Raw genomic sequence first — 20947 nt, forward strand, 5'->3', positions numbered from 1 at the left:
AAATGGAACATCACGAAAACCGAACCTCCAATTGAAGCTTCACCCGATTCAGGGAATCGATGATTCGTGATGCTCTGATCTGTCTTCCGTGCTCGATACTGTTGAAGTGACTATGAAGGAAAACTCGGACGATTGCATCCCACGAAGGAAGGCATTTTCAACGCTGGCAACGGAGGGGTATCGGATACCACTATTTAGGGGGATTGATGCCCAGGCATTGGGGAGAACTGTTTGCATTCAATCTCAAGGAAGTGCGGAATTTTTCTGAGAATCATCGACGCGTTGAACGCGGGCCTTCAGGAATAATGATTTCGCGACGACCGAAGACACGCGCATCAAGTGAAAAAGCGCCCGGGCCGAGCAGGACAAGCGCGCCGGATATCGCAGCCAGATTGAATGCAGTTAACGCACTGATGTGGTTGTTCGCTTCAGTCATCAAAGACGGCGAAACGGCCATCAGGAGATAACCAACTGTTGCCGCGGCGCTTGCAGCGGGTGTGAGAAAGCCGACGAAAATCGCCGCCCCAACAGCGATTGCGACCGATCCAACGGCCCAAGCGCTAATCGTATGACTTTTGGGTCCAACGAGCGCGTCCATTGCGCAAATGATTGCATTGACAGCAACTATAAGCCGCAGAAAGATGAGGCCAATGCCTGGCCAACCCTCCGGGAAACTGGAAAAGAGCCTTTGCAGCCGGGGCCTCCTCAGGCACAAAGACGCGCCAGAAAAAAGGCTAGCGTCTTTCGCTGCGAATTGGACCCCCAGAACGAGTGCTTTTTCTGTACCACTTGGAAACTCCAGGGCACGCGGAAGTGTGGATAAAACTAGAGATGGATGATTCCGCGTCTAATTCCGACAGCGACGGCCTCGGTGCGATCGCTTGCGCCGAGTTTTTCCATGATGTGCTTGATATGTCCCTTCACCGTTTCTTCAGAGATGAAAAGGAGCGCTGCGATGTCGCTGTTGCGATTTCCTCCCGCGACGTTCTGAAGGACCTCAACCTCTCGCTTGCTCAACGTTTCATCCCCAATATGCTCGATGAGTCGAGCTGCGACCTCGGGAGGGATTTGTTTCTTCCCGGCGTGCACCTTGCGGATCATTTCTACGAGCTGTTTTCTGGGCATGCTTTTGAGCATGTAACCTTGCGCTCCCGCCTCCAGCGCGCGCTGAATCTCGGCGTCTCCTTCAAACGTCGTTAGCATGATCACTCGGGCATCTGCAAACTCTGTGCGAATGGCAAGCAATGCGTCGATGCCCCCCATATCCGGCATCCGGACATCCATGAGTGTCACGTCGGGCTGATGTTCACGAAATCCTTGAATGGCTTCGTGTCCAGTTGATGCCTCTGCAACCAATTGCATGTCGGGTTCATTTCTGATGACGGCCGCAATGCCTTCCCTCATGAGAGGATGGTCGTCAACGCAGAAGACTCGAATCCTTGGGATAATGCTCATTTATGTACTCGCTTCGCTTTGTTATGCTTCGCGGTCTCAAGCCTCTCTCGGCTAAGCCAACGGAACCACTGCGATATAGGGCCATTCGAACCTTTTTCGAATGCGACCGTGCCGGGAACCGTTAATTCTATTTCAGTTCCTGCGCCAATGCGGCTTCGAAGTCTTAGATGAGCGCCAATTCTTTCGGAGCGCTCTCGGATGCCGACGAGTCCCCAGTGCCCCTCACGGCCTGAGTGCAGCACTTGAGGGTCGATTCCACGACCATCGTCTCGCACCAACACTTTAAGATGTCTGCTCGCATATTCTACTTCGACTTCGATATGGTTCGCCTGTGCATGCATAAATGCATTCAATAGGGCCTCGCGGCCAATGCGATAGACTTCATCGCGGATCAGCGGCCGCAATGGACGCGTAACACTATCAACGATAACGCGGAAATCAGTTTTGTTGTCGAAGGGAAATTCCTGTCGCAGTCGCGAGAAGGCAGTCTCAAGGCTTTGGTTGCCCGATTCCGTTGTGCGCAAACCACGCAGCGCATTTCTACCTTCTTGAGTGACTGTACTCATCAATTGCAGGACCCGTCTCAAGAGAGGTTTGGTGGGAGAGTCCTCCGGGAGTTGGTCTTCCGCTACATCAAGCTGGAGAGAGGCGCTCAGAACACCTTGCAGCAGCGTGTCATGCAATTCTTGCGCAATGCGCGTACGCTCTGCGAGCCGTTCTTGGAAGCCAACATTCAATCGTTTCGTCAATTGGTGAATGTGAAAGCGATAAATGGCGAGGATCGTCAGGCAAGACCCTGCAAGACAAGCCACTCGAAACCACCACGTTTGCCAGAACGCAGGTTCGATCACGAAAGGGACAGAAGTCTCCGGACCATTCCAAAGACCGACACTGTTGGAGGCAACGATGCGGAAGAGATATGTGCCAGGGCCCAGGTTTTTATAGACAACCTGCCTTGACGCAACGATATCGCTCCAACCTTGATCGGAACCATCGAGCTTATAACGAAAACGGATGCGTTCTCGCGCAGCCAAGTTCGTATTGTCGTAATTCAAGGTAATGCTCTGAATTCCAGAGGGAATTTTGATGGGGTTCTGCACATTAACCTGATTTCCGCCAGCGGACATAGATCCGATTCGCACTGCGACTGGAATCGAATTTCTGAAGATGGCGATCGGATCGGCCATGGACAAACCCGACTTAAGAGAGATCCAGATGCGTCCTTCAGGGTCAGCAACTACGGTGCCGTCGCGACTCACGCCTTCCACCCCCTGGAGGCCGTCGTCGATTCCATAGCTTTGAACATCGGTATCAGAGAGCAATCCGCTCAAAAGTCCGTCCCTATTGACGCGAAGTACGTGATCTGAGGTGGTGAACCAGAGGGAACCCATCCCGTCTTCCGCAACTCCGAAGATCTGCTCCCGTAATGCCTCGGGCAGTCTCGCTGGAACTTTGATCTTTCCGGAGGATATGTACGCCAGACCGCCGGGGGTTACGACCCACACCACATGCTTTGTGTCTTCAATGATTGTTCTTACTGTTGACGATGGCAGGCCGTCGTTAGCTGTATAAATTGTCCAATGCCGATTTGCGAACGAGGCTAAACCGCTGGGGGTAGCCAACCATGTTGTCCCATCGAAGCCTTCGACTATGGAATTGACAGCATTTGAGGGGAGTCCACTGGAGTCGGAATAATTGGTAAATTTCCCGCCATTCAATCTGCTTACGCCGGCGCTCACAGTCCCAGCCCAGATCGTCCCATCGCGTTCACGGTGCACGGAATAAACGCTGTTCTGCGCAAGGCCATCCGCCTGTGTATAGGTGTGGGCCGCAAATGAGTCGCCCTTTCCGGTCAGCACGGTGAGACCGCCATGTTGCCGTCCGACGCAGACTTCACCGTCACCACCGCTAACGGAATACACAACATCGTGTTCCAGTCCATCGACAGTGATATGACCGACTTGCCCGTCCTTCATCCAGTAGAGGCCACCCGAGAGCGGCGCAAACCAGATCCGGCCCGTGGAGTCGGGGTAGACTGAGCCAATGCCGGTTGACGGAAGACCTTCAGAAGTCGAATAGGTTGTAAGCATTCCATTTCGCAGTCGCTCGACTCCTCGCGAACCGCCAAACCAAATATCTCCGTCGAGATCTTGATAGATTGCTGTTACTTCAAACCCAGGCTTTGGGTTAAGCAGGTCGAGCGAAACAACGCCGGATGGAGTAATGCGCACGATGCCATGGTTCGTTCCAATCCAGATGTTTAGGTCACGATCTCTGGCCATCGCCAGAATCTGTAGTTGCTTCAGCGAAGAAGTCAAGTGAGGGGTGGCCAGTACGCCGCCCTCCCACAAATGAATGCCGCTGTCGGTTCCAATCCATAAGCCGCCGGTGACTGCGGGCAGAAGGGCATTGATCTTCGAACCCTTGAGCTCCTGAGCAACTGCGGAAATGTGATTCTGGCTCAGACGAAAGAGACCGTTATCTTGTGTGCCGAACCAGATACTCTGGTCTCGCGTCGCAGCTAGGGAGATGACAATACCGGGAATTTGCTCTGCACTGACTATTGTCTCCAGGCGCCCTCCCTCATATCGGAATGTCCGGTCCCCAAGTCCGGAGAGAATGACGCGACCCTTGTAGTCGGAAGAGGTCGCTGTAAAGGTGATGTCCTGAAGATCGAATCGGGTGTATGGGTCCTCAAACTTCCCATCATGATAAAGAAGCATGTGTGGACCTTCGAGACGAATCCAGAGATTCCCGCTGGCATCGGTAACGAGGCCGCGCACGGGACTAATCGGAGGCGAATCTGGGAGAGGTCGCTGAATCAGAATGAAATTGGCCCCATCGAATCGAACCAGACCTCTTTCGGTTCCAATCCACAAATAACCATCGGCCGATTGGCGAATGGTGTAAATCCTTCCTCCAATAAATCCTTTGTCCTCGCCCCACTTGTCATGTACGTATTGTGAGATTCTCCTGGTAGGGTCTAATCCAAAAGCAGTATTCACTAGACATAAGAGCGCGATCCCATTTAAGAGAACCTTGCGTAGCCGATGCCTCTGCATCACGTTTTCAGGGTAGGAACTCGAATTTTTCAATCACAACCTCGATCGGTTGTTGAGAAGAAGCCTTCGTAAGTCGATAGCTGTACAAGCCCATGTGAACCGTTTCCTTGGCAGGAGTCGGAACCCCCGAGGTAAAGATGTGTTCACTAATGGTGGCGGCTCCGGGGCCTATCCCCGATCCGCGGACAGTCTTAAACGAAGCGCGTCCGGCCTCCCAACGTAACATGTGGGCCAGCACTCCGGCCGGGGCCGTGAATCGAGAGACGTTTTCAGGGACATAAAAAGGTTGGACAACATATTGCGCATTCTTGCTGTCTGCAATACCCCAGCGGCTCAATTCGATGTCAAGTTCACCAGGAATGTTATCCGTTCGAAAGTCATCATTTGTATACAACCCCAGAGCAGCAGATGGGCCAAAATGACCGGTATCTTGAACTACAAAGATGTACGAACCATAACCCAGACTTCGGGTCAGACTCACCTCGGCACATGTCCATAGGCCATCATGCTCCTCCATGCGAAGATGCAGATAGCCGTTCTTATCGGTCCACACATTCGAGGGATCGTAGGAGTTGGGTTGCCCTCCTCGATCGCTCGCCGCGTTACGCACTCTCCAGTCATATCCACTAAAGTGGATGACCTTAGAAACAATTTGGGCAAGAGGCTTGCCTGTCGAAGTAGCGATTGCGACTACGCCGTTGCCTTCTGCAGGCAACGTCGTAACCTTCGTTGCAGGATGAAAGCCGGGCTCAACGAGGATCGCTGCATAATCGGTGCCGAGATGGGTCGAGTTCCTCCACGTCGAATCGGGCTGAATCTTCGTAAAAGGCTGATTCGCAAAAGGTTGAATCCACCAAATACCGCTGCGTGCGTAAAGCACGATCTGTTCGCCAGGTTTGGCGCCGTTCGCCCGCCCTCCGATAAAGTCCAGTTGTACCGGACCGCCAGGATTGGAGGCGGGGACTAGCGTGATTTGAACGTTTGGCTTGGGAGGCACCCTACTCGAATTGCAGGCATAGAGAAGGGCGCTCACGAACACGAGAAGGATATTCGATCGAAGCTTTTGGAAGGAGGACGTGTAAGGGGAAGGTTTCATATTCCTCCAAATGTCGCAATTTCTGACTATGAGCGACGCCGATTCCTCTTACCAAGGGGCAGAAATGCAGCGGGCCAGAGGATTGACCCCAAAAAACAACTCCGTAAGCAAAAGATTACACAATCTACCGGCTATCGCACACGTTTTCGGATTGTCTAGCGTTGCTCTCAGTCATATATATACGCTTCGGGAATACCGATGCTGATCTATGGAGAACTATAGCAGTGTTCTGATGATGATTCGACATTCCGCTCGGACATCTAAGGAGGGAATTCAGAGTGCTAACCTTCGTGCCTGCCTTTCATGTTTGCGGTCTCTTTTGTGTCGTCCAAAACACTTCTTGCTCTCGATGTAGCATCGATTTCGGATATTCCAATGGGTTGTGGAAACTTCTAGGAGCCTTAGCCTGGTTGATAGGGCGCGGCTGGCTTTCAGCGTTTTCGTCCTGTTGGTTGGTTTTGTTCGCACATGCCGAGCGCCTTCGCTTTCATATCGAGGTCGGTCTCGGCGTATACGTTGGTGGTGTCGAGCGAGACGTGCCCGAGCCACGCGCGGATGGTATTGATTGTCGTTTATCACAATAAATGTCGCATTTTTATCACGCTCTTTGTCGTATCCTTCGAGGCATGAGCGAGGGTGGTGAAGTTGCGGTTCCAATCGAGAGCCGTGCCTTGGAGCGTTATAGGCTGATTGAGCCGTTCCTGCGAGGCGCAAGAACACTCGCGTCGATTGCAGGGCAAGCCGACGTCAATCTCAGAACAGCGCAGCGCTGGGTCGACCTTTACCGTAGGGACGGTCTGGAGGCTCTTGCACAGAAGCAGCGCGTGGACCGTGGAAGCAAGCGTGCGATGTCGCAGAAGATGGTTGAAACCATCGAGGGCCTGGCGCTCGAAAGGCCTCGGGTTCCCATTTCTGCCATCTATCGAGAGTTGCAGGAATTTGCGGCGAAGACCGGCGAACGGCTCCCGAGTTATCCCGCTGTCTATCGAGTGGTGAAGGCGATTCCGATCAGCCTGATGACTTTGGCGCACAGTGGAACCCGAATGTATTGCGAGCGCTTCGACCTGGTTCATCGTCGCGAAGCAGCTAGACCCAATGCCATTTGGCAGGCCGATCATGCGCAACTCAGGATTCAGCTTCTTCGTGAGGATGGGACGACTGGAAAGCCCTGGCTCACCATTGTGATTGATGACTATAGCCGAGCCATCGCAGGCTACTACCTTGGGTTCGAGCCACCATCCGTCCTAAGGACAAGCCTTGCGCTGCGCCAGGCAATCTGGCGAAAGACGGATGCGCGTTGGCCGATCTGCGGCATCCCGGACGTACTCTACACCGATAACGGCTCCGACTTCACATCGCGGCACATGGAGTACGTTGCGGCGGATCTGAAGATGCAACTCGTGTTCTCAACACCCGGGCAGCCACGCGGACGTGGCAGAATCGAGCGATTTTTCCGCACAGTCAACGAGATGTTTCTGTGCACACTCGACGGTTATGCCGGCAAGTCCAGACGTAAGCCGAGCCTCACGCTGGATGCATTCGATGCCTTGTTCAAAGCGTTTCTCCTGCACACCTATCACTGCAGGCCGAACAAGGCAGATGAGCTGTCACCAGTGCAACGCTGGGAAAAGGGTGGATTTCTGCCTCGCATATTGGACTCGCTGGAAAGGCTCGACCTTCTGCTGGTGCACGAAGCGAAAGAGCGCAAAGTCCGCCCTGATGGTATTCACTTTCATCGCCTCCGATACTTGTCTCCTGTTCTAGCGGCGTACGTGGGCGAGTCGATCACAGTGCGCTACGACCCCCGGGACGTGGGCGAAGTTCGGGTCTTTTATCGAGACAAATTCCTGTGCCGGGCAATCTCAGCCGAATTGACTGGTGCGGTGGTGCCCCTTCGCGAGATCGTCCGGTCGCGTAACCAGCGAAGGAATGAACTCCGGGGCATCCTCAAGAACCGACAACAAGCCGTCGATGCTTTACTCGATCTGAAACGCGGACATGTATCCAAGGAGCCAGATGCCAACAGCACCGTTGCAATCCAGCCCGCTGCCCCCAAACTCAAGCGCTATCGGAACGAATAGCGCGGATTTTATCGAGACGTTGGAGTATCGGCGCTTCGTTGAATTCTGCGATGCTTGTCGCCAGTACCGTTATATCGGTCTCTGCTTCGGCCCACCGGGCGTCGGCAAGACGCTGTCGGCTTCACGGTACAGCAGGAACGATGCGATCGGCGCCTACGATTCCGCGATCAAAGAGACACCCTTAGTTCCACCGATTGACACCGTGCTCTACACGCCTCTGGTCATGAACTCGCCGTCGCGCGTGGATAGTGACATTAAGCGAGCCCGAGAGACTGTGGCCGGCATGGTGAGGTGGCCGCTGAGACGCGAAGCTCAGGCGACGCTCAAGGCTCTCCGCGAACGCGACGAAGCTTGTAGATCTCAGAACCTCGATCTTCCTGCGAAAGAGAGAACTGATGTCGCCTCGCTGAAGCCTAGTTACATGGAAGTGTTCGCGGACTATGCGGCACGGGAAAAATCTCTAGCTGATCCGACGACGCTCATCGTTGTCGATGAGGCAGATCGGCTACGCATGAACAGCCTTGAGCAGTTGCGTGCAATCTTCGACGAGGGGGCAGCCGGTCTGGTTTTGATCGGCATGCCTGGCATCGAGCAACGCGTCGCACGGTTTGCGCAGCTCTACTCACGCATCGGCTTTGTGCACGAGTTCCGGCCGCTCGGCGAAACGGAGATTGAGAAGTTGCTGGATGACCACTGGACTCCTCGCGGGGTCCGTCTTCCAAATGAGCCGATGACACCAGAGGTCGAGGCGGCGATCATCCGCATGACGGCGGGCAACTTCCGACTGCTGAAGCGGATTCTCGCGCAGATTGAGCGAGTTCTCGACGCGAACAACATCGACACCATTACGGCAGAATCGGTCTTGCTGGCGCGCGAAAGCCTTGTGATTGGTCAGGCCTAAACTAGAGCCCTAAGTTGTCGTTCACCGCGATGGAGATGTCCTGCTCGGAGCCAAGATACCGCTCCGTCGTCTGGATCGAAGAGTGTCCCAGTAAGAACTTGATCTGCTCTAGATCGCCGCCGGATTTGCGGCAGAGTTTCGCGCAGGTGCGCCGAAGGTCGTGCGCGCCGAGCCGCTTCATACCGATTTCTTCAGCCGACTGCTGCACGATCGACCACACAGCCCAATCGCTAAGACTCGAACGAGAGATCGTGCCGTTCTTCGCTACGGAACGAAAGATTCGCCCCTCAAGGAGTTCGCCTTCTGTCAGCCACGCATCGATGGCGGCTTTTACCCAGAGCGGGACTGCAACTGTCCGAATGCGATTGCCCTTCCCGCACAGATCGGCGATGACCCATCTTCCCTCGCGCTGCTGCACGTCCGCGATGTCAAGAACAGCAAGTTCACGTCGGCGTAGAGCGCAACCGACCAGCAAAGCCAAGATCGCGTAATCCCGCTTCCCTTTTAACGTGCTGCGATCTGGCACACGCAGCAGATCCTTCGCCTGTTCTCGCGTTAACCAGTTGCCCAACCTGTTCCCGCGCTGCGCCACGTTCGGGATGTCCGACAGATTGCTCGCCTCTTCTGCGCCTATCAGCCCATTGCGCCGAGCCTCAGAGACCAGGCGCCGAGCAGCTGCGAGTTTCACGTTCACGGTCGAGGCTGCCAGGCTGTCCATCGACGCCTTCCACTCCTGCAGCAGAGCACGCGTCAAAGGTCGTCCGGCGGCAAAGGCGAATAGATCGTCCAGCGATTTCGAATAGTTTCTACGCGTGTTCGCCGCGGTCACAGAGTTCAGCACCATCTGCTTCAGCAGCAACTGAGACACCGTCAGTTCCTGAGAACTGTCGTGATCCGTCCGCACCGAAGGGCTAAGCAGGATGCTCACACCCTCTGTATACGACATTTATTGTGATAAATCACGACAAATAATGTGATCAGAAAACGACACGGAATGTGAAAAGCTACACTCACACAGCGCGAAGACCTCATCCAGGGCCTTGGCGTAATTGCGTTTGGAGTGCTCTGATTGTCACTCTAAGAATTATCTGGCGTAATCTTTCAACGATATTTGGCGTAGTCGAGGCTCTGAAAACGCCAGATCCAAAGGGAGGTCTCCCGCACATGAATATGCAGAATCACAGAGTTAACTTAAACTCAGCCGTATCTTGCTGAACAAGCCTTGGTCGACAACGTCTGGCAGTTCGATCAAAGTACGCCAAATAGCCCTGTAATACTGCGCCACCAAATGATCAAAGCTACACTCTTGATCGCTGGGAACCTTTTTGCCTATACCGGTTTCCCCTCTCTTTTCTAGAGAACGCCAACGGAACAAAACCTGACCCCCAAAATAGGGGCCTGCATCCGATCTTGGGGCCATGATCTATCCAGCAGCAGCCCCTCATCGTCAATCAACCACCTGTTACCTGCTGCTTTCAGCCTTCGGCAGCGCGAGAAAAATTAGCTTGAACTTTGTGTGTCCCTTTTCAGAGCTGTCAATACCAACGATCCGGAATTGCCCGGGCAAGCCCGCCCTCAGCTCATGGCGGTTCTCACTGCCATTTACCGTCACGCTTGCGCTCATCGTCACATTGCCATTCTGCATTCTACGGTTGCTACTATAACCGCCACGCGTCACCCCACTCTTTGTGACCGTCAGTGAGCCCACAGGCTTCCCGCCCACGCACTCTACCACCTTGCCAAATTAAGCAAGTGGTTTTCGATAGTATTCGAGTACACGCTCAGCTGAGTCCGCGGTCACAAAAGTCATCGTCCTCACACCTAGATGCCGGTCGTTTAGTAAAATGCCGATATTATCCGAGGATGATTCACCATCTTTGGTAATTGTCGCTCCCGGATATACAGGCAGACCGATCTCTGCGGCCGACGTGCGTGAACTAACCTGGACACTTACCTTGAAGCTCGTATCCTGAGCAAAGGCTGGTGCCGAAGTGTAATTGATAGTCAGCATGATGAAAGCCACTAATGGATGAACCTTGCGCAGAAGCATAGAACTCCTCCAAGCCCTATACGCAAATCGTGAATACGTGGTTCCCCTTGTTTTGGCCTGACGATTGTCACGCTGCCTCTCTGTCAGACACATGTCCCTTGACTATTGCGAACCATCGAAGCGAGCCATACAGCAAGTTGGCCGATATTCAGGCCTGAACTGCTAGGCCGCATTTTTAGCGCATGGTCTCAAAATGAAATTGATAAAGCGATCAGATCCGCGTAGCGCTGCCCTGCCGAGCCCTTCCAGGGACACCAAGATGTCAACTTTAAAGTCCGGTCCCATCAAGGAATCGGTACATTGCCGCTATGCGTCCCTGAGAGACCAAGACTACATCCATCCCCGTTATGACTGGAGGACTATCATGTGCTCCAAAAGACCAACGTACTCGAGCGGCTTCAGGGATCTCATCGACTTCTCAGCTAAGGGCGAAATCAAACTCCGGGTATCTTCGCAGGAGATCCGCCACCGCCCGCTCAATTTCTTTAAGTCCTAAGTAGGTTCCTTCTGTACTCCAAAGCACCGCATCGGGTGCCCAGAGTTTCTTCAGTGCCGCCATCCGCTTCTTGCCGTCCCGCTGGTTGAAGACAAAGGATAGATTGCTTTGCCAGAATAGTGGATACTGTTGTCATGGGGCCCCAGGGTCAGCTCAAGTAAATACACCTGTGAAGCTTGTGCAATGGAACAATTGAAGGTTGATATTAACTACGTCTGTCGAGCAGTCTCTGACCTACTTCGAAAGGCTCTTCCGTGTCGAATGGAGCAGTTCGTCGGAGAGCTGTGGATTACATTTCTTTACAGCACGCGACAGCATCAACGCGCCCACTAGGCCGCTGAGCAAGGCAACCGCTTGTTGCCGTGATTCTTGTTTGGTTCCGGTCATTTGGGCGGAGAATACATCCAGATAGGACTCAATGCCTTCAGCGAAGGCCATCTGAATCTCATTGCCATTTCGGGCAGAGTCGGATGGTAACGCTGCTGCCGGACATCCGCCTGTCGATGAATCGCGATATCCAGGGCTTAGGTATTCGGAAATTACTGTCTCAAAGCCCTTCTTCGGAGTCTTGGCTGTTCCAAACTTCTCAGACAGGTTGTGTGTGGACTTGACGAAGGCATACGCGATCGCCTCAGCTGCAAGCTCTTCTTTGGAATCGAAGTGGTTGTAGAAGCCACCATGAGTGAAACCAGACTGCTTCATAATGTCAGCGACGCTGACATCTTCCAAACCGTGCAATCTAAACATCCGCGACGCAGTTTTGAGAATGAGCTGCCGGTTCTCCCGGGCTTGTTCGCTGGTTAAACGCACGTGCCGCCTCCGTGTGAGAGCAGAATAGACATCCCTCAATGATGACGTATATCATTGTTGCTGTCAATGTCCAACGTGTCGAGGCAGAGTCGTGAGTTTGATTGTTTAGGCCGACTGCCCTTGAGCGGGTGTGCGGATGTGCAATGTGGAGAGGCATTCACATGTGCGCGACGTGATTGCCCGTCGAGAACAGAGAGACGAGAAGCGTAGTCAATTGGTTACGCTCATCGCAGCGTGATATTCGTTGAGTGACATGCACACCCTGGCGAAGAGCGTCGACTCATGGAAAATTAGAGAGCGGCTTCAATCGATGAAGTCCGAAGATCGGGGGCTATGGGGTGTCATGGACGCTTCTGAGATGCCTTGCCATGTCGCGTGCGTAATTTTTAGATAGCTACGTATCGGACACTGTAAGCCAATGGAACATTTATCGGCCTTATGTCGTATCTCCCTAAGTTTGCAATGCCAGTTCATCGTCGGCGGTCAAGAAGAAGCTGGGGGAGCTATAGGCGGCGATCGTGTTATAGGGGCTGTCCACAAAGGAGTCGCGCGCTACGTTATGAAACTATCGATCACACTTCTTGCTTTTGCAGGTTTCATCATTTTTAGTAACAAGTGCATTGCACAGTCTGCGCCACCGCCAATTGTGATTGTCCTTAAACCGCACGGAATCGAAAACACCGTGGACTACATTGATGTTGCGATTCATCTAGGCGCGCCAGATGTAGGCGCTGGTCGCACGTTGGTTCATCTGCCTTTGACCATAGTTTCTCGTCCGGGTATTCAGTTAGAAGCAAAAGACCTGAAGGCTACTGACGTCGAAGGTGTTTTACCGTTGGGACAGTCTGATATGTTCGCCACCTCTTCGTCCACCTACCGAAACTACATACCCGCCCGCGCGACGTTGGGAGACGTGACGCTGGAGTATCGGGCCCATGTGAATGCAAGTAAGCGCAATGGTCCGCTGTTTGACCTTGTAGGGCAGCCGGGCGGAGTAAATGGTGCCGGCGTCACATTCCTGGCTCTTCCCGATACGAATAATGTGTACGCCATCGATGTTCAATGGGATCTTAGCGCACTGGCAGCCGGGAGCAGAGGGATCAGCAGCCTCGGAGAAGGTGAGGTCAAACTGGTCGGCCCTCCGGAGGCCGCTTTGTATATGTTCTACTACGCTGGAGCTGTGAAGTCCTACACCCTAGCCTCCAGCAGGTTTACTGTTTACTGGATGACCGAACCGCCTTTCAATGTCCAAGCGTTCGCAGCCAGTATCGGGCAAATCTACAAGGAGGAAACCTCTTTTTTCAAAGGCTCAGCGCCGGCATACAACATCTTTATTCGGCAAAATTCGTTTTTGGGCCTCGGAGGGACGGCACTGTCGCATGGCTTTATGCTCGGCTATAGCAGAACAGGAGACGAAAATGCGTTGGCGTACCGCATGCTTGTCTCCCATGAAATGATACATAATTGGCCTGCACTTAGCGGGGACCACATCGATACGGCCTGGTACTCGGAAGGCACAGCTGAGTATTACTCTTTGCTTCTTTCGCTGCGCGCCCATACCAACTCCATGGATGAAACGATTGAAGGTCTTAACAGCCGGGTATCTGCCTATCTCGGCAATCCTCTACACACGCTCAACAATAGAAGAGTTGGAGAGCAGTTTTGGAAAGACCTCCGTGCGCAGACCGTCCCATACGGCCGCGGGCTTCTCTACCTTATCCACACGAATGCACGTATTGTTCAGGCGACCGCGGGACAAAAGAGTGTGGATGACGTTGTGTTGTGGGTGCTGAACCAACAGCGTGCGGGCAAAGAGATCGGTAATGCGGAATGGGTTGAGCGAGTAGGTTCCCTGATTGGAGCCGAAGCTGCAAAGAAGGACTATGAAGCCATGGTTGCCGGATCGCTCGATAGGGTTGATCCAAAAGCGTTTTCCCCGTGCCTCGTGTCAGTTCCTGCACAGATTCATGAATACGATCTTGGCTTTGACCCGCAGTCATTCGATTCGCATCGGATCACGGGGCTCAACCTTTCCTCAGCGGCAGCCAAGGCCGGCCTCGAGGAGGGTGACACGATCATTGACACCAGCGACACCTACCGTGCCCGGATGGGGCAGACAAATCATCTTGTCCTCACAGTTGAACGCGGCCAGAATACCCTCAAGATCGACTACATTCCTCGATCCTCGCAGGCAATATCTGCATTCAAGTGGCAACTTGCTCCTGATATCACTACAGCAAACTGCAGCCTCTAGGCTTCCTAAACTTTCGCGGCCGGGGAAAGGGCTCGGCCGATTCGTATACCGCCTGCGGCTCTCTATTTCCGTTAAGTCGGCGAGCAGGCAACTAGCCACTATGAACCGAGTAACCGCCTCCCGCTGCGCCTGTAGCCTAAGGCCGCTCTCGCCTTAGCGCCGGGTCGACACCCGATAGTAGCTACAAATACTCACGCTTTCTTTGGCAAAATGTCTTTTGAGGATTGGATGGCATGGGGTTATCTTCATACGGATCATGATCTCAGGCAGTTCGGACGTTGATCGAAACATGGCCGGGGGCGCTTCTTGCCATCACTTCCCTGCACGCCGGGAGAGCTTTCCTGCCAAGTAAAGCCGGGCATACAAACGCCCGGCCTTTGGTTTAATGCTTCATCAAGTCCGGAATCACCGGCGCGTCTGGAAATACTGTCGAAAGCGTTAAATCCCGATATTTTGCAGCTTCTTCTGCACGCGCCGATTCGACGTTTTTGACACGGATCTCCGCATCCTTGCCGAGGATCAACCGCTTGGGAACGTCTTGCATATTCGCCAGTTTCACGATTACATCAGCAATCTTCTTAGGGTCGCCCTCTGATCTCCCGCGAAGCGAAGCCAGCAACTTATAAATCGCCCCAACCGATGCCTCGTACTCCGGAAGCACGTCCGGCGAAGATTCACCGGCTCTCTGAGCCCAGTTCGTGCGGATGCCGCCAGGCTCCAACGTGCAAACTTTTACCCCAAACGGAGCTACTTCAGAGGCTAATGAATCGCTGAAGCCACCCACAGCCCACTTTGCCGCATGATAGGGCGAGTTGCCCGGCATTGCGAGGCGTCCGCCGACTGACGATATCTGAAAGATGTATCCGCTCTTCTGACGGCGCATCACCGGCAGAGCCGCATGCGTTGTATACACGATACCGAATAGGCAGGTCTCCACTACATCGCGGAACTGCTCAGATGTCATCTGCTCGAACGGAGCGAAGTATCCATAGCCGGCATTGTTCACGAGCACATCCAGCCTGCCGTATGTGTCCACAGCGGTCTGCACGGCGGCTTTTGCTGCCTCTTCATCCCGGACATCCAGCTTCACCGGTGTGACTCGTTGTCCATACTGCTCCACCAAGGAGCTCAACTCTTCTAAACGCCGCGCCCCTGCGACAACGCGGTCTCCTGCCGCCAGCGCAGCCTCTGCAATGTCCCGTCCTAAACCGTTACCGCTTCCAGTTATTAGCCAACTCTTCGCCATATGTATGTGACCTCCAGCCTGAATAGATTCAAGAATCATCGAGTGGTTCCTTTATGAGCTTCTTCGCAACTGCCCGCTGAGATTATGCCGCCGCGGCCTGAAGAATGAGAGCCGCAATCTCCTTCGAATGAGAAACCAGAGAAAGATGGCTGCTTTGTAGCTCGATCGTATGTGCCTTCATGCGTTTCGCCATGAAGCGCTCAAGGTCGGGATCAATCGTCCGGTCTTGAGTTGAGACTGCGTAAAAGCTTGGCTTGGAGTGCCATGCTGCCTGCGTTGTTTTCTCTGCAGTAAGCGCCCTATGAAATGGTTGCTGAACAGCATAAAGAACGCGAGCCCTTTCCCTCGGCACGTTTCCTGCAAAGTCTCGGAGAAACGCTTCTTCGGTTAGGCGTCCTATCTCGCCGTCAAAGACTATGCCAGCCGAAGCAGGCGGTGTTGGGAACCGCTTGGCTAGCGCCGAATAATCCTCTCCGGCGTCGGGCGCTCGCGCGGCCACATAGACCAAGGCCGTCACCTTCGGGTCGAGGCCAGTCTCGCTTACAAGAACTCCGGAAAATGAATGCCCAACCAGAACGGTCGGTCCGTCTTGCTCGGCGAGAACGCGACGGGTCTCGGCAACGGCATCCTGCAAAGTGTTTAGCGGATTCTGAACGGCGGTCGCTGTCATTCCCGCCGACTGCAGTCGCGCAATGACCTCTGACCAGGACGACCCGTCAGCAAATAACCCATGCACAAGCACAACATTGCGCGCCTTCAGGGTGTCGGCAGCTGCGGGGAGCATCGATGGAAACAAACCGATCGCCGAAGCCGCGGCAATCCATGTTAGAAAATTACGTCGATCCATCCTCTTACTCCTGAATGAAGTTTTCTCTTAGAAACGCTCTCGCCTCTTGACAATGATGACACACATCATTGTAAATGATGAAAGCAACAATGATGGTAAACATCATTAGAGGAGTGGCATTTATGAGCGTTTCCCTGCAAGGAAAGGTAGCTGTGGTTACGGGTGGTGGTGAAGGCATCGGACTCGCGTCCGCTAAACGGATTGCCGAGGAAGGCGCATCTGTCTTCATCGTAGGTCGCCGTCAGGCGATCCTAGACGCGGCTGTGGCAACAATTGGAGGCGATGTTGTGGCTCTGCAAGCAGACGTCTCGAAGCCCGCCGACCTCGATCGGGTTTACGAAGCGGTTCGCGCGTCAAAGGGCAAGATCGACATTCTGGTCGCTAATGCCGGAGTTCAAACCAGAGAAGCGCTCGGGTCGATCACGGAAGAAGGAATTGATTACCAACTGGCAGTCAACTTCAAGGGCGTCATCTTCACCGTGCAGCAGGCTCTGCCGTTACTGACCGACGGCGGCTCGATCATTCTGACATCGTCCGCGACAGCCCTGAAAGGTATTCCCCAGCGCACTGTTTATTCCGCTACTAAAGCTGCTATCCGCAGTTTTGCTCGGACCTGGGCGAATGAACTTAAAGCCCGCCGCATTCGCGTCAATGTCTTCTCCCCTGGACCGATTCTCACGCCTTTGCTGGAGGCAACCTTCGCTGATCCGAAGGTCAAGGAAGCCTATATGACGAACGTCGTCGGCGCCGTTCCACTTGGCCGTGCTGGGCGGTCGGCAGAGATGGGAGAAGTTGTGGCCTTCCTTGCGTCCGACGCAGCCAGCTATATCAACGGAGCGGACATTCAAGCTGACGGCGGCTTCGCGCAGGTCTAAGCATCGCGCGTGGCTTTGGGGGGGGACATGGGACTTTCACGACGTGCTTTTGTAACTCAGGTCGGCTGCACAGGCGGTTACACAGCTGCCTTGGCGACGATGCAGTCTCTGGGAGTGATGACGATGAAGGGGCAGGCACCACAGCAAATATCGGCATCACCAGGAAACCCAAGTGCAGTCGGCAGATTCCAGCTCCAGCTTTCGCCGACAGTCAAGCCGAGCGATACGAGCACCAGTATCGTCATCCATCCCGACCCATCAAAACAGATCGTCTGCGGCAAGGTGCCACTCACGACATACGACAACGTCGTATACAGCACGCCCAACGCCGCCAAGGGCGGACGCAGCCTCCGCATGGACATTCTCGTCTCGAAGACTCCCGGTAGAAAGCCGCTCGTTGTGTACGCTGCGGGAGGCGGATTTGTCATGGCGAATAAGGAAAGCGATCTTATGCTTCGCACCTACGTCGCGGAAGCCGGGTTCGTGGTCGCCAGCATCGAGTACAGGACTGTCCGTGACGGTGCAACCTACCGAGAAGGGGTTGCAGATATGAAGTCAGCGATCCGTTTCTTGCGTAGCACCGCCGAGCAGTACAGCATCGACCCCGACGATGTCGGCGTATGGGGGCAATCCGCGGGAGGCTACATCGTTGCGATGGTGGGTGTCACCAACAACGACAAGGCCTTCGACGTTGGCGATCATCTCGATCAAAGTAGCAGTGTGAAAGCCGTGGTCGATAAATTCGGGCCATCCGATGTCTCTAAGGTAGATGCCGATTACAACGGAGCACAGAATGCACCTGCGAGGCGCGCACTCTATGTGAACGGCTTCCTCCCAGATGGAGGGCTTCGGGATCCAGTGTCCAGCCCGATCAATCACATCGCTCCATCGGACGTTGCCTTCCTCATCTTTCATGGAAGTCATGACGGGTTGGTATCACCGAGTCAGACACTCATCTTTCATAACGCTCTACTCGCCGCCGGGGTCAATAGCAAGCGGTACGTCCTCGAAGGTGCGAACCATGGGGATCTCACCGTTCTCGGAGATAAGGTCGCGGGTCTCCCGTGGTCTTCTATGCAAACAATGGACCTCATTGTCGACTTTTTCCGAACTTCGCTAGCTTTTTGAAGTCTGGGATAAGTGAACTCCTGCCGCCTATATCTGGGCGGCTCTATTGACCAGAAATGTTCCAACGCTTAGAAAGCAGGTTGACTTGTCAAACGAGGAACTCTTCGCAGCAACAGCAATCAACACATGGTACACAATGGCCTCGCGGCTTGAGAAAGCCCTTTCCACGATGAGCGAGGAAGACTTGCAATTGGAAGTAGCTCCAGAACGGAATCGGGTTTACTACCTTCTTGGGCATTTGACGGCGTTTCACGACCGCCTTTTTCATCAGTTGGGGTTAGGCGAGCGACTTTACCCGGCACTCGAAGATTCCTTCGTAACCAAGCCAGACCGAAGCGGCAAGGATTCATTCGATGGAGCGGCTCTACGGCGAATGTTTGCAGAGATAAGCGCCACGGTTGCCAGCGGGCTTCATGCCATGCCACCCGCACAATTGCTCCAAAAAGCCGAATCAGTATCGGAGCAGGATTTTGCAGCACAGCCGCTGCGAAATCGTCTTGCTGCCCTTATCAATTCGACGGCACACATGATGCTCCACTTGGGCCAGATCCGCCTTGCTCTGAGACCCGATAACAAATCATGACACTTGCCTGCCATCAGATTCGATCGAAGGAGATGACGACCGGAGACATTCTGCTTACGGCCTGTCGGCATCCTCGATTGTTTGCGGCACAGAAGGAGAGATATGAATACCGAACACAACATCGAAATCGCTAAGAATTACCTCAAGGCCGTCGGCAATCGCGATGTCGAGGCGGTTGCAGAGCTGATGACGGAAGATGCGACATGGTGGATCATCCCGGGCTCGAAGTTCTCGGGAGATTACAAGATCAATAACTTTCTTGCCGAGATGCCTGCTTTCTTCGCCCTCGCCACTGGCGACCTTGAGTTTGAGATCCTTCAGGTTTTGGCCGAGGACGATCAGGTCGCGATCGTCGCCAAGGGGAATATGCCCCTCAAGAGCGGGGCCAACTACAACAGCGATTACAGCTTCTTCTTCACCTTCCGCGACGGCAAGATCTTGAGTGGCCGTGAATATTTGGACGGCGTGCTTGTCAACAAGATCTTTGGCGCTCCCGAACGTTCGTGAGAGGCGTGGATGCGACCGGCCCCCATGTTCGTGACGAATGGGTGGCACCCAAATAGTGTTAGAACTTTAATCGGAGATGCTCGTGGCTCAACGTTCAATGAAATATGTAGAAGTTCTCGGCTCGAAGATGGCTTATGTGGATGAAGGCACAGGCGAAGCAACACAAACCGTCGCACTATTTCTTCATGGCAACCCAACCTCGTCCTATCTCTGGCGAAACGTGATTCCACATGTGGCTCCACACATGCGCTGCATTGCCCCGGACTTGATAGGTTTCGGTGATTCTGACAAACCGGAGCTCTCGTACAGGGTCGAGGACCATGCACGTTACATCCAGGCGTTCATCGAGGCGTTGCACCTAAGAGACGTTGTATTGGTCGTACACGATTGGGGATCTGCACTAGGTTTGGATTGGGCACGGCGAAACTCAGCTAGAGTCAAGGGCGTGGCACTGATGGAGTTCATCGCGCCGGTTACAACATGGTTGGATCTCAGCCCTGCGGCTTACGACTATCTCCGAACCATTCGCGACCCGAAGCTGGGACGGAAGATGGTAATCGAGCAAAACAGTTTCATCGAGCAGGGTCTACCCGCCGGCATGCTTCGCCAGCTTTCCGCCGAAGAGATGAAAGACTACCGTCGTCCCTTTTTCAGTCCAACGACGAGGGAGCCGCTCTACCGGTTTCCCAACGAACTTCCAATTGCAGGAAACCCAAGCGATGTTTACGCCATGGCGATCGCTTATCATGACTGGCTCATGACAACTGAGACGCCCAAACTCTTCTTTCATGCCCAGCCCGGCATATTCATTCCGCCGCAGCTAGCCGAGATTTATTCCAAACGTCTGAAGTCCTGCCGCACGGTTGATCTTGGACCAGGGCTCCATTATCTGCAGGAAGATCACCCAGACAAGATCGGACAGGAGATTGCCGCATGGCTGAAGACTCTCGATTGAACCCAGGTGAAATCGAAGGGGAGTGCTCATCTTCACCAAGAGGATAAATTCATGAAACGTAGCTATCTCAAGCCAATCGAAACGTTTTCAGTTGCTGCTGGACTCGCGCTCTTATTCATGGGAACCATCGGTATAGCAAAGGCCCAGTCTCCCCAAGAAGGTGTCACCTCGAACAAAAAGCAAGTAGAGGCGATGCTTATAGCATGGAAGAATGGCACCGGCGAACTGCTTCCCTTACTCGATGACAACGTCCGTTGGACCATCACTGGCAACTCGCTTGGTGCCGGTACAACGGTTGGGAAACCCGAGCTTGTAGAGAAAATTCTCAATCCCTTTGGTGCCAGGTTTGCGTCTTCCGCAAACAAGTTCAAACCAACAACCATTCGTGGGATCTACGGAGACGGAGACACCGTCATCGCGAACTTTGATGGATACGGCATTTCCAATGATGGGAAGCCGTATTCGAACTCGTATGTTTGGATTCTCAGGATGCACGGAGGCAAGGTTGTCGAAGCGACGGCATTTTTCGATGCGGTCGCATTCGACGATCTGTGGACCCGCGTGAAACCTCAACCGTAGGATTATGCGACCGCGGAAAAGG

Annotated in this window: 18 protein-coding genes; 9 read left to right on the forward strand and 9 right to left on the reverse strand. The window is 53.8% G+C overall.

Translation table 11 applies throughout. The annotated features are described in order from the left end of the window. Positions 1-271 precede the first annotated feature (271 nt). The 4 genes from HDF15_RS04685 to HDF15_RS04700 all read right to left on the reverse strand — a co-directional run bounded on the left by HDF15_RS04685 (position 272) and on the right by HDF15_RS04700 (position 5613). On the reverse strand, positions 272-598 hold the full coding sequence (locus HDF15_RS04685) for a DoxX family protein (protein WP_221314276.1): 327 nt from the start codon (positions 596-598) through the stop codon (positions 272-274). Positions 599-825: 227 nt separating this feature from the next. Further along, positions 826-1455: a response regulator transcription factor gene (locus HDF15_RS04690; protein ID WP_184253215.1), complete on the reverse strand. Its 630-nt coding sequence runs from the start codon at positions 1453-1455 to the stop codon at positions 826-828. Beyond that, a complete protein-coding gene (locus HDF15_RS04695; protein ID WP_221314277.1) occupies positions 1452-4550 on the reverse strand; it encodes a sensor histidine kinase in 3099 nt (1032 codons plus the stop codon). The genes HDF15_RS04690 and HDF15_RS04695 overlap by 4 nt, the downstream gene beginning before the upstream one ends. Continuing rightward, positions 4525-5613, reverse strand: a complete 1089-nt coding sequence (locus tag HDF15_RS04700; RefSeq protein ID WP_260330831.1) for a glycoside hydrolase family 16 protein — start codon at positions 5611-5613, stop codon at positions 4525-4527. The genes HDF15_RS04695 and HDF15_RS04700 overlap by 26 nt, the downstream gene beginning before the upstream one ends. Positions 5614-6239: 626 nt before the next feature. On the opposite strand from HDF15_RS04700, the gene HDF15_RS04705 reads away from it, so the two are divergent. Together HDF15_RS04705 and HDF15_RS04710 are read left to right on the forward strand one after the other, a co-directional pair. Continuing rightward, positions 6240-7694, forward strand: coding sequence for a Mu transposase C-terminal domain-containing protein (locus HDF15_RS04705; protein WP_184253218.1), 1455 nt, complete (start codon positions 6240-6242; stop codon positions 7692-7694). Beyond that, positions 7630-8595, forward strand: a complete 966-nt coding sequence (locus HDF15_RS04710) for an AAA family ATPase (protein ID WP_184253220.1) — start codon at positions 7630-7632, stop codon at positions 8593-8595. Before HDF15_RS04705 ends, HDF15_RS04710 begins: the two co-directional genes overlap by 65 nt. 1 nt (position 8596) lies before the next feature. On the opposite strand, the gene HDF15_RS04715 is transcribed toward HDF15_RS04710, so the two are convergent. From HDF15_RS04715 to HDF15_RS04725, 3 genes are all read right to left on the reverse strand, one after another. Next, positions 8597-9523 (reverse strand): tyrosine-type recombinase/integrase, encoded by a 927-nt coding sequence (locus tag HDF15_RS04715; protein WP_311733033.1) that lies wholly within the window; start codon positions 9521-9523, stop codon positions 8597-8599. A gap of 816 nt (positions 9524-10339) precedes the next feature. After that, a complete protein-coding gene (locus HDF15_RS04720; RefSeq protein WP_184253224.1) occupies positions 10340-10645 on the reverse strand; it encodes a hypothetical protein in 306 nt (101 codons plus the stop codon). Between the two features lie 730 nt (positions 10646-11375). Continuing rightward, positions 11376-11951 carry a TetR/AcrR family transcriptional regulator gene (locus HDF15_RS04725; RefSeq protein WP_184253226.1) on the reverse strand — a complete coding sequence of 192 codons (576 nt, stop codon included), beginning with the start codon at positions 11949-11951 and terminating at the stop codon, positions 11376-11378. A 559-nt stretch (positions 11952-12510) separates the two neighbouring features. Between HDF15_RS04725 and HDF15_RS04730 the strand changes: the two genes are divergently transcribed. After that, positions 12511-14205 (forward strand): hypothetical protein, encoded by a 1695-nt coding sequence (locus tag HDF15_RS04730; protein WP_184253228.1) that lies wholly within the window; start codon positions 12511-12513, stop codon positions 14203-14205. A gap of 382 nt (positions 14206-14587) precedes the next feature. On the opposite strand, the gene HDF15_RS04735 is transcribed toward HDF15_RS04730, so the two are convergent. Further along, entirely contained in the window at positions 14588-15451 is an 864-nt protein-coding gene (locus HDF15_RS04735) for an SDR family oxidoreductase (RefSeq protein WP_184253355.1), read from the reverse strand. A gap of 82 nt (positions 15452-15533) precedes the next feature. Beyond that, positions 15534-16298 (reverse strand): alpha/beta fold hydrolase, encoded by a 765-nt coding sequence (locus tag HDF15_RS04740; protein ID WP_184253230.1) that lies wholly within the window; start codon positions 16296-16298, stop codon positions 15534-15536. Between the two features lie 122 nt (positions 16299-16420). On the opposite strand from HDF15_RS04740, the gene HDF15_RS04745 reads away from it, so the two are divergent. The 6 genes from HDF15_RS04745 to HDF15_RS04770 all read left to right on the forward strand — a co-directional run bounded on the left by HDF15_RS04745 (position 16421) and on the right by HDF15_RS04770 (position 20925). Beyond that, the gene (locus HDF15_RS04745; RefSeq protein ID WP_184253232.1) at positions 16421-17173 is read left to right on the forward strand and encodes an SDR family NAD(P)-dependent oxidoreductase; all 753 of its coding nucleotides are present in this window, start codon (positions 16421-16423) and stop codon (positions 17171-17173) included. A gap of 27 nt (positions 17174-17200) precedes the next feature. Next, the gene (locus HDF15_RS04750) at positions 17201-18301 is read left to right on the forward strand and encodes an alpha/beta hydrolase (protein WP_221314278.1); all 1101 of its coding nucleotides are present in this window, start codon (positions 17201-17203) and stop codon (positions 18299-18301) included. An 85-nt stretch (positions 18302-18386) separates the two neighbouring features. After that, positions 18387-18884 (forward strand): DinB family protein, encoded by a 498-nt coding sequence (locus HDF15_RS04755; protein WP_184253234.1) that lies wholly within the window; start codon positions 18387-18389, stop codon positions 18882-18884. Positions 18885-18986: 102 nt separating this feature from the next. Next, complete coding sequence (locus tag HDF15_RS04760) at positions 18987-19391, forward strand: nuclear transport factor 2 family protein (RefSeq protein ID WP_184253236.1); 405 nt, start codon at positions 18987-18989, stop codon at positions 19389-19391. Between the two features lie 82 nt (positions 19392-19473). Beyond that, the gene (locus HDF15_RS04765; protein WP_221314279.1) at positions 19474-20346 is read left to right on the forward strand and encodes a haloalkane dehalogenase; all 873 of its coding nucleotides are present in this window, start codon (positions 19474-19476) and stop codon (positions 20344-20346) included. A gap of 6 nt (positions 20347-20352) precedes the next feature. Then, positions 20353-20925 carry a nuclear transport factor 2 family protein gene (locus tag HDF15_RS04770; RefSeq protein ID WP_184253240.1) on the forward strand — a complete coding sequence of 191 codons (573 nt, stop codon included), beginning with the start codon at positions 20353-20355 and terminating at the stop codon, positions 20923-20925. Positions 20926-20947: the final 22 nt, after the last annotated feature.

The sequence above is a fragment of the Granulicella mallensis genome, from assembly GCF_014203225.1.
GTDB classification, from domain to species: Bacteria; Acidobacteriota; Terriglobia; order Terriglobales; family Acidobacteriaceae; genus Granulicella; species Granulicella mallensis_A.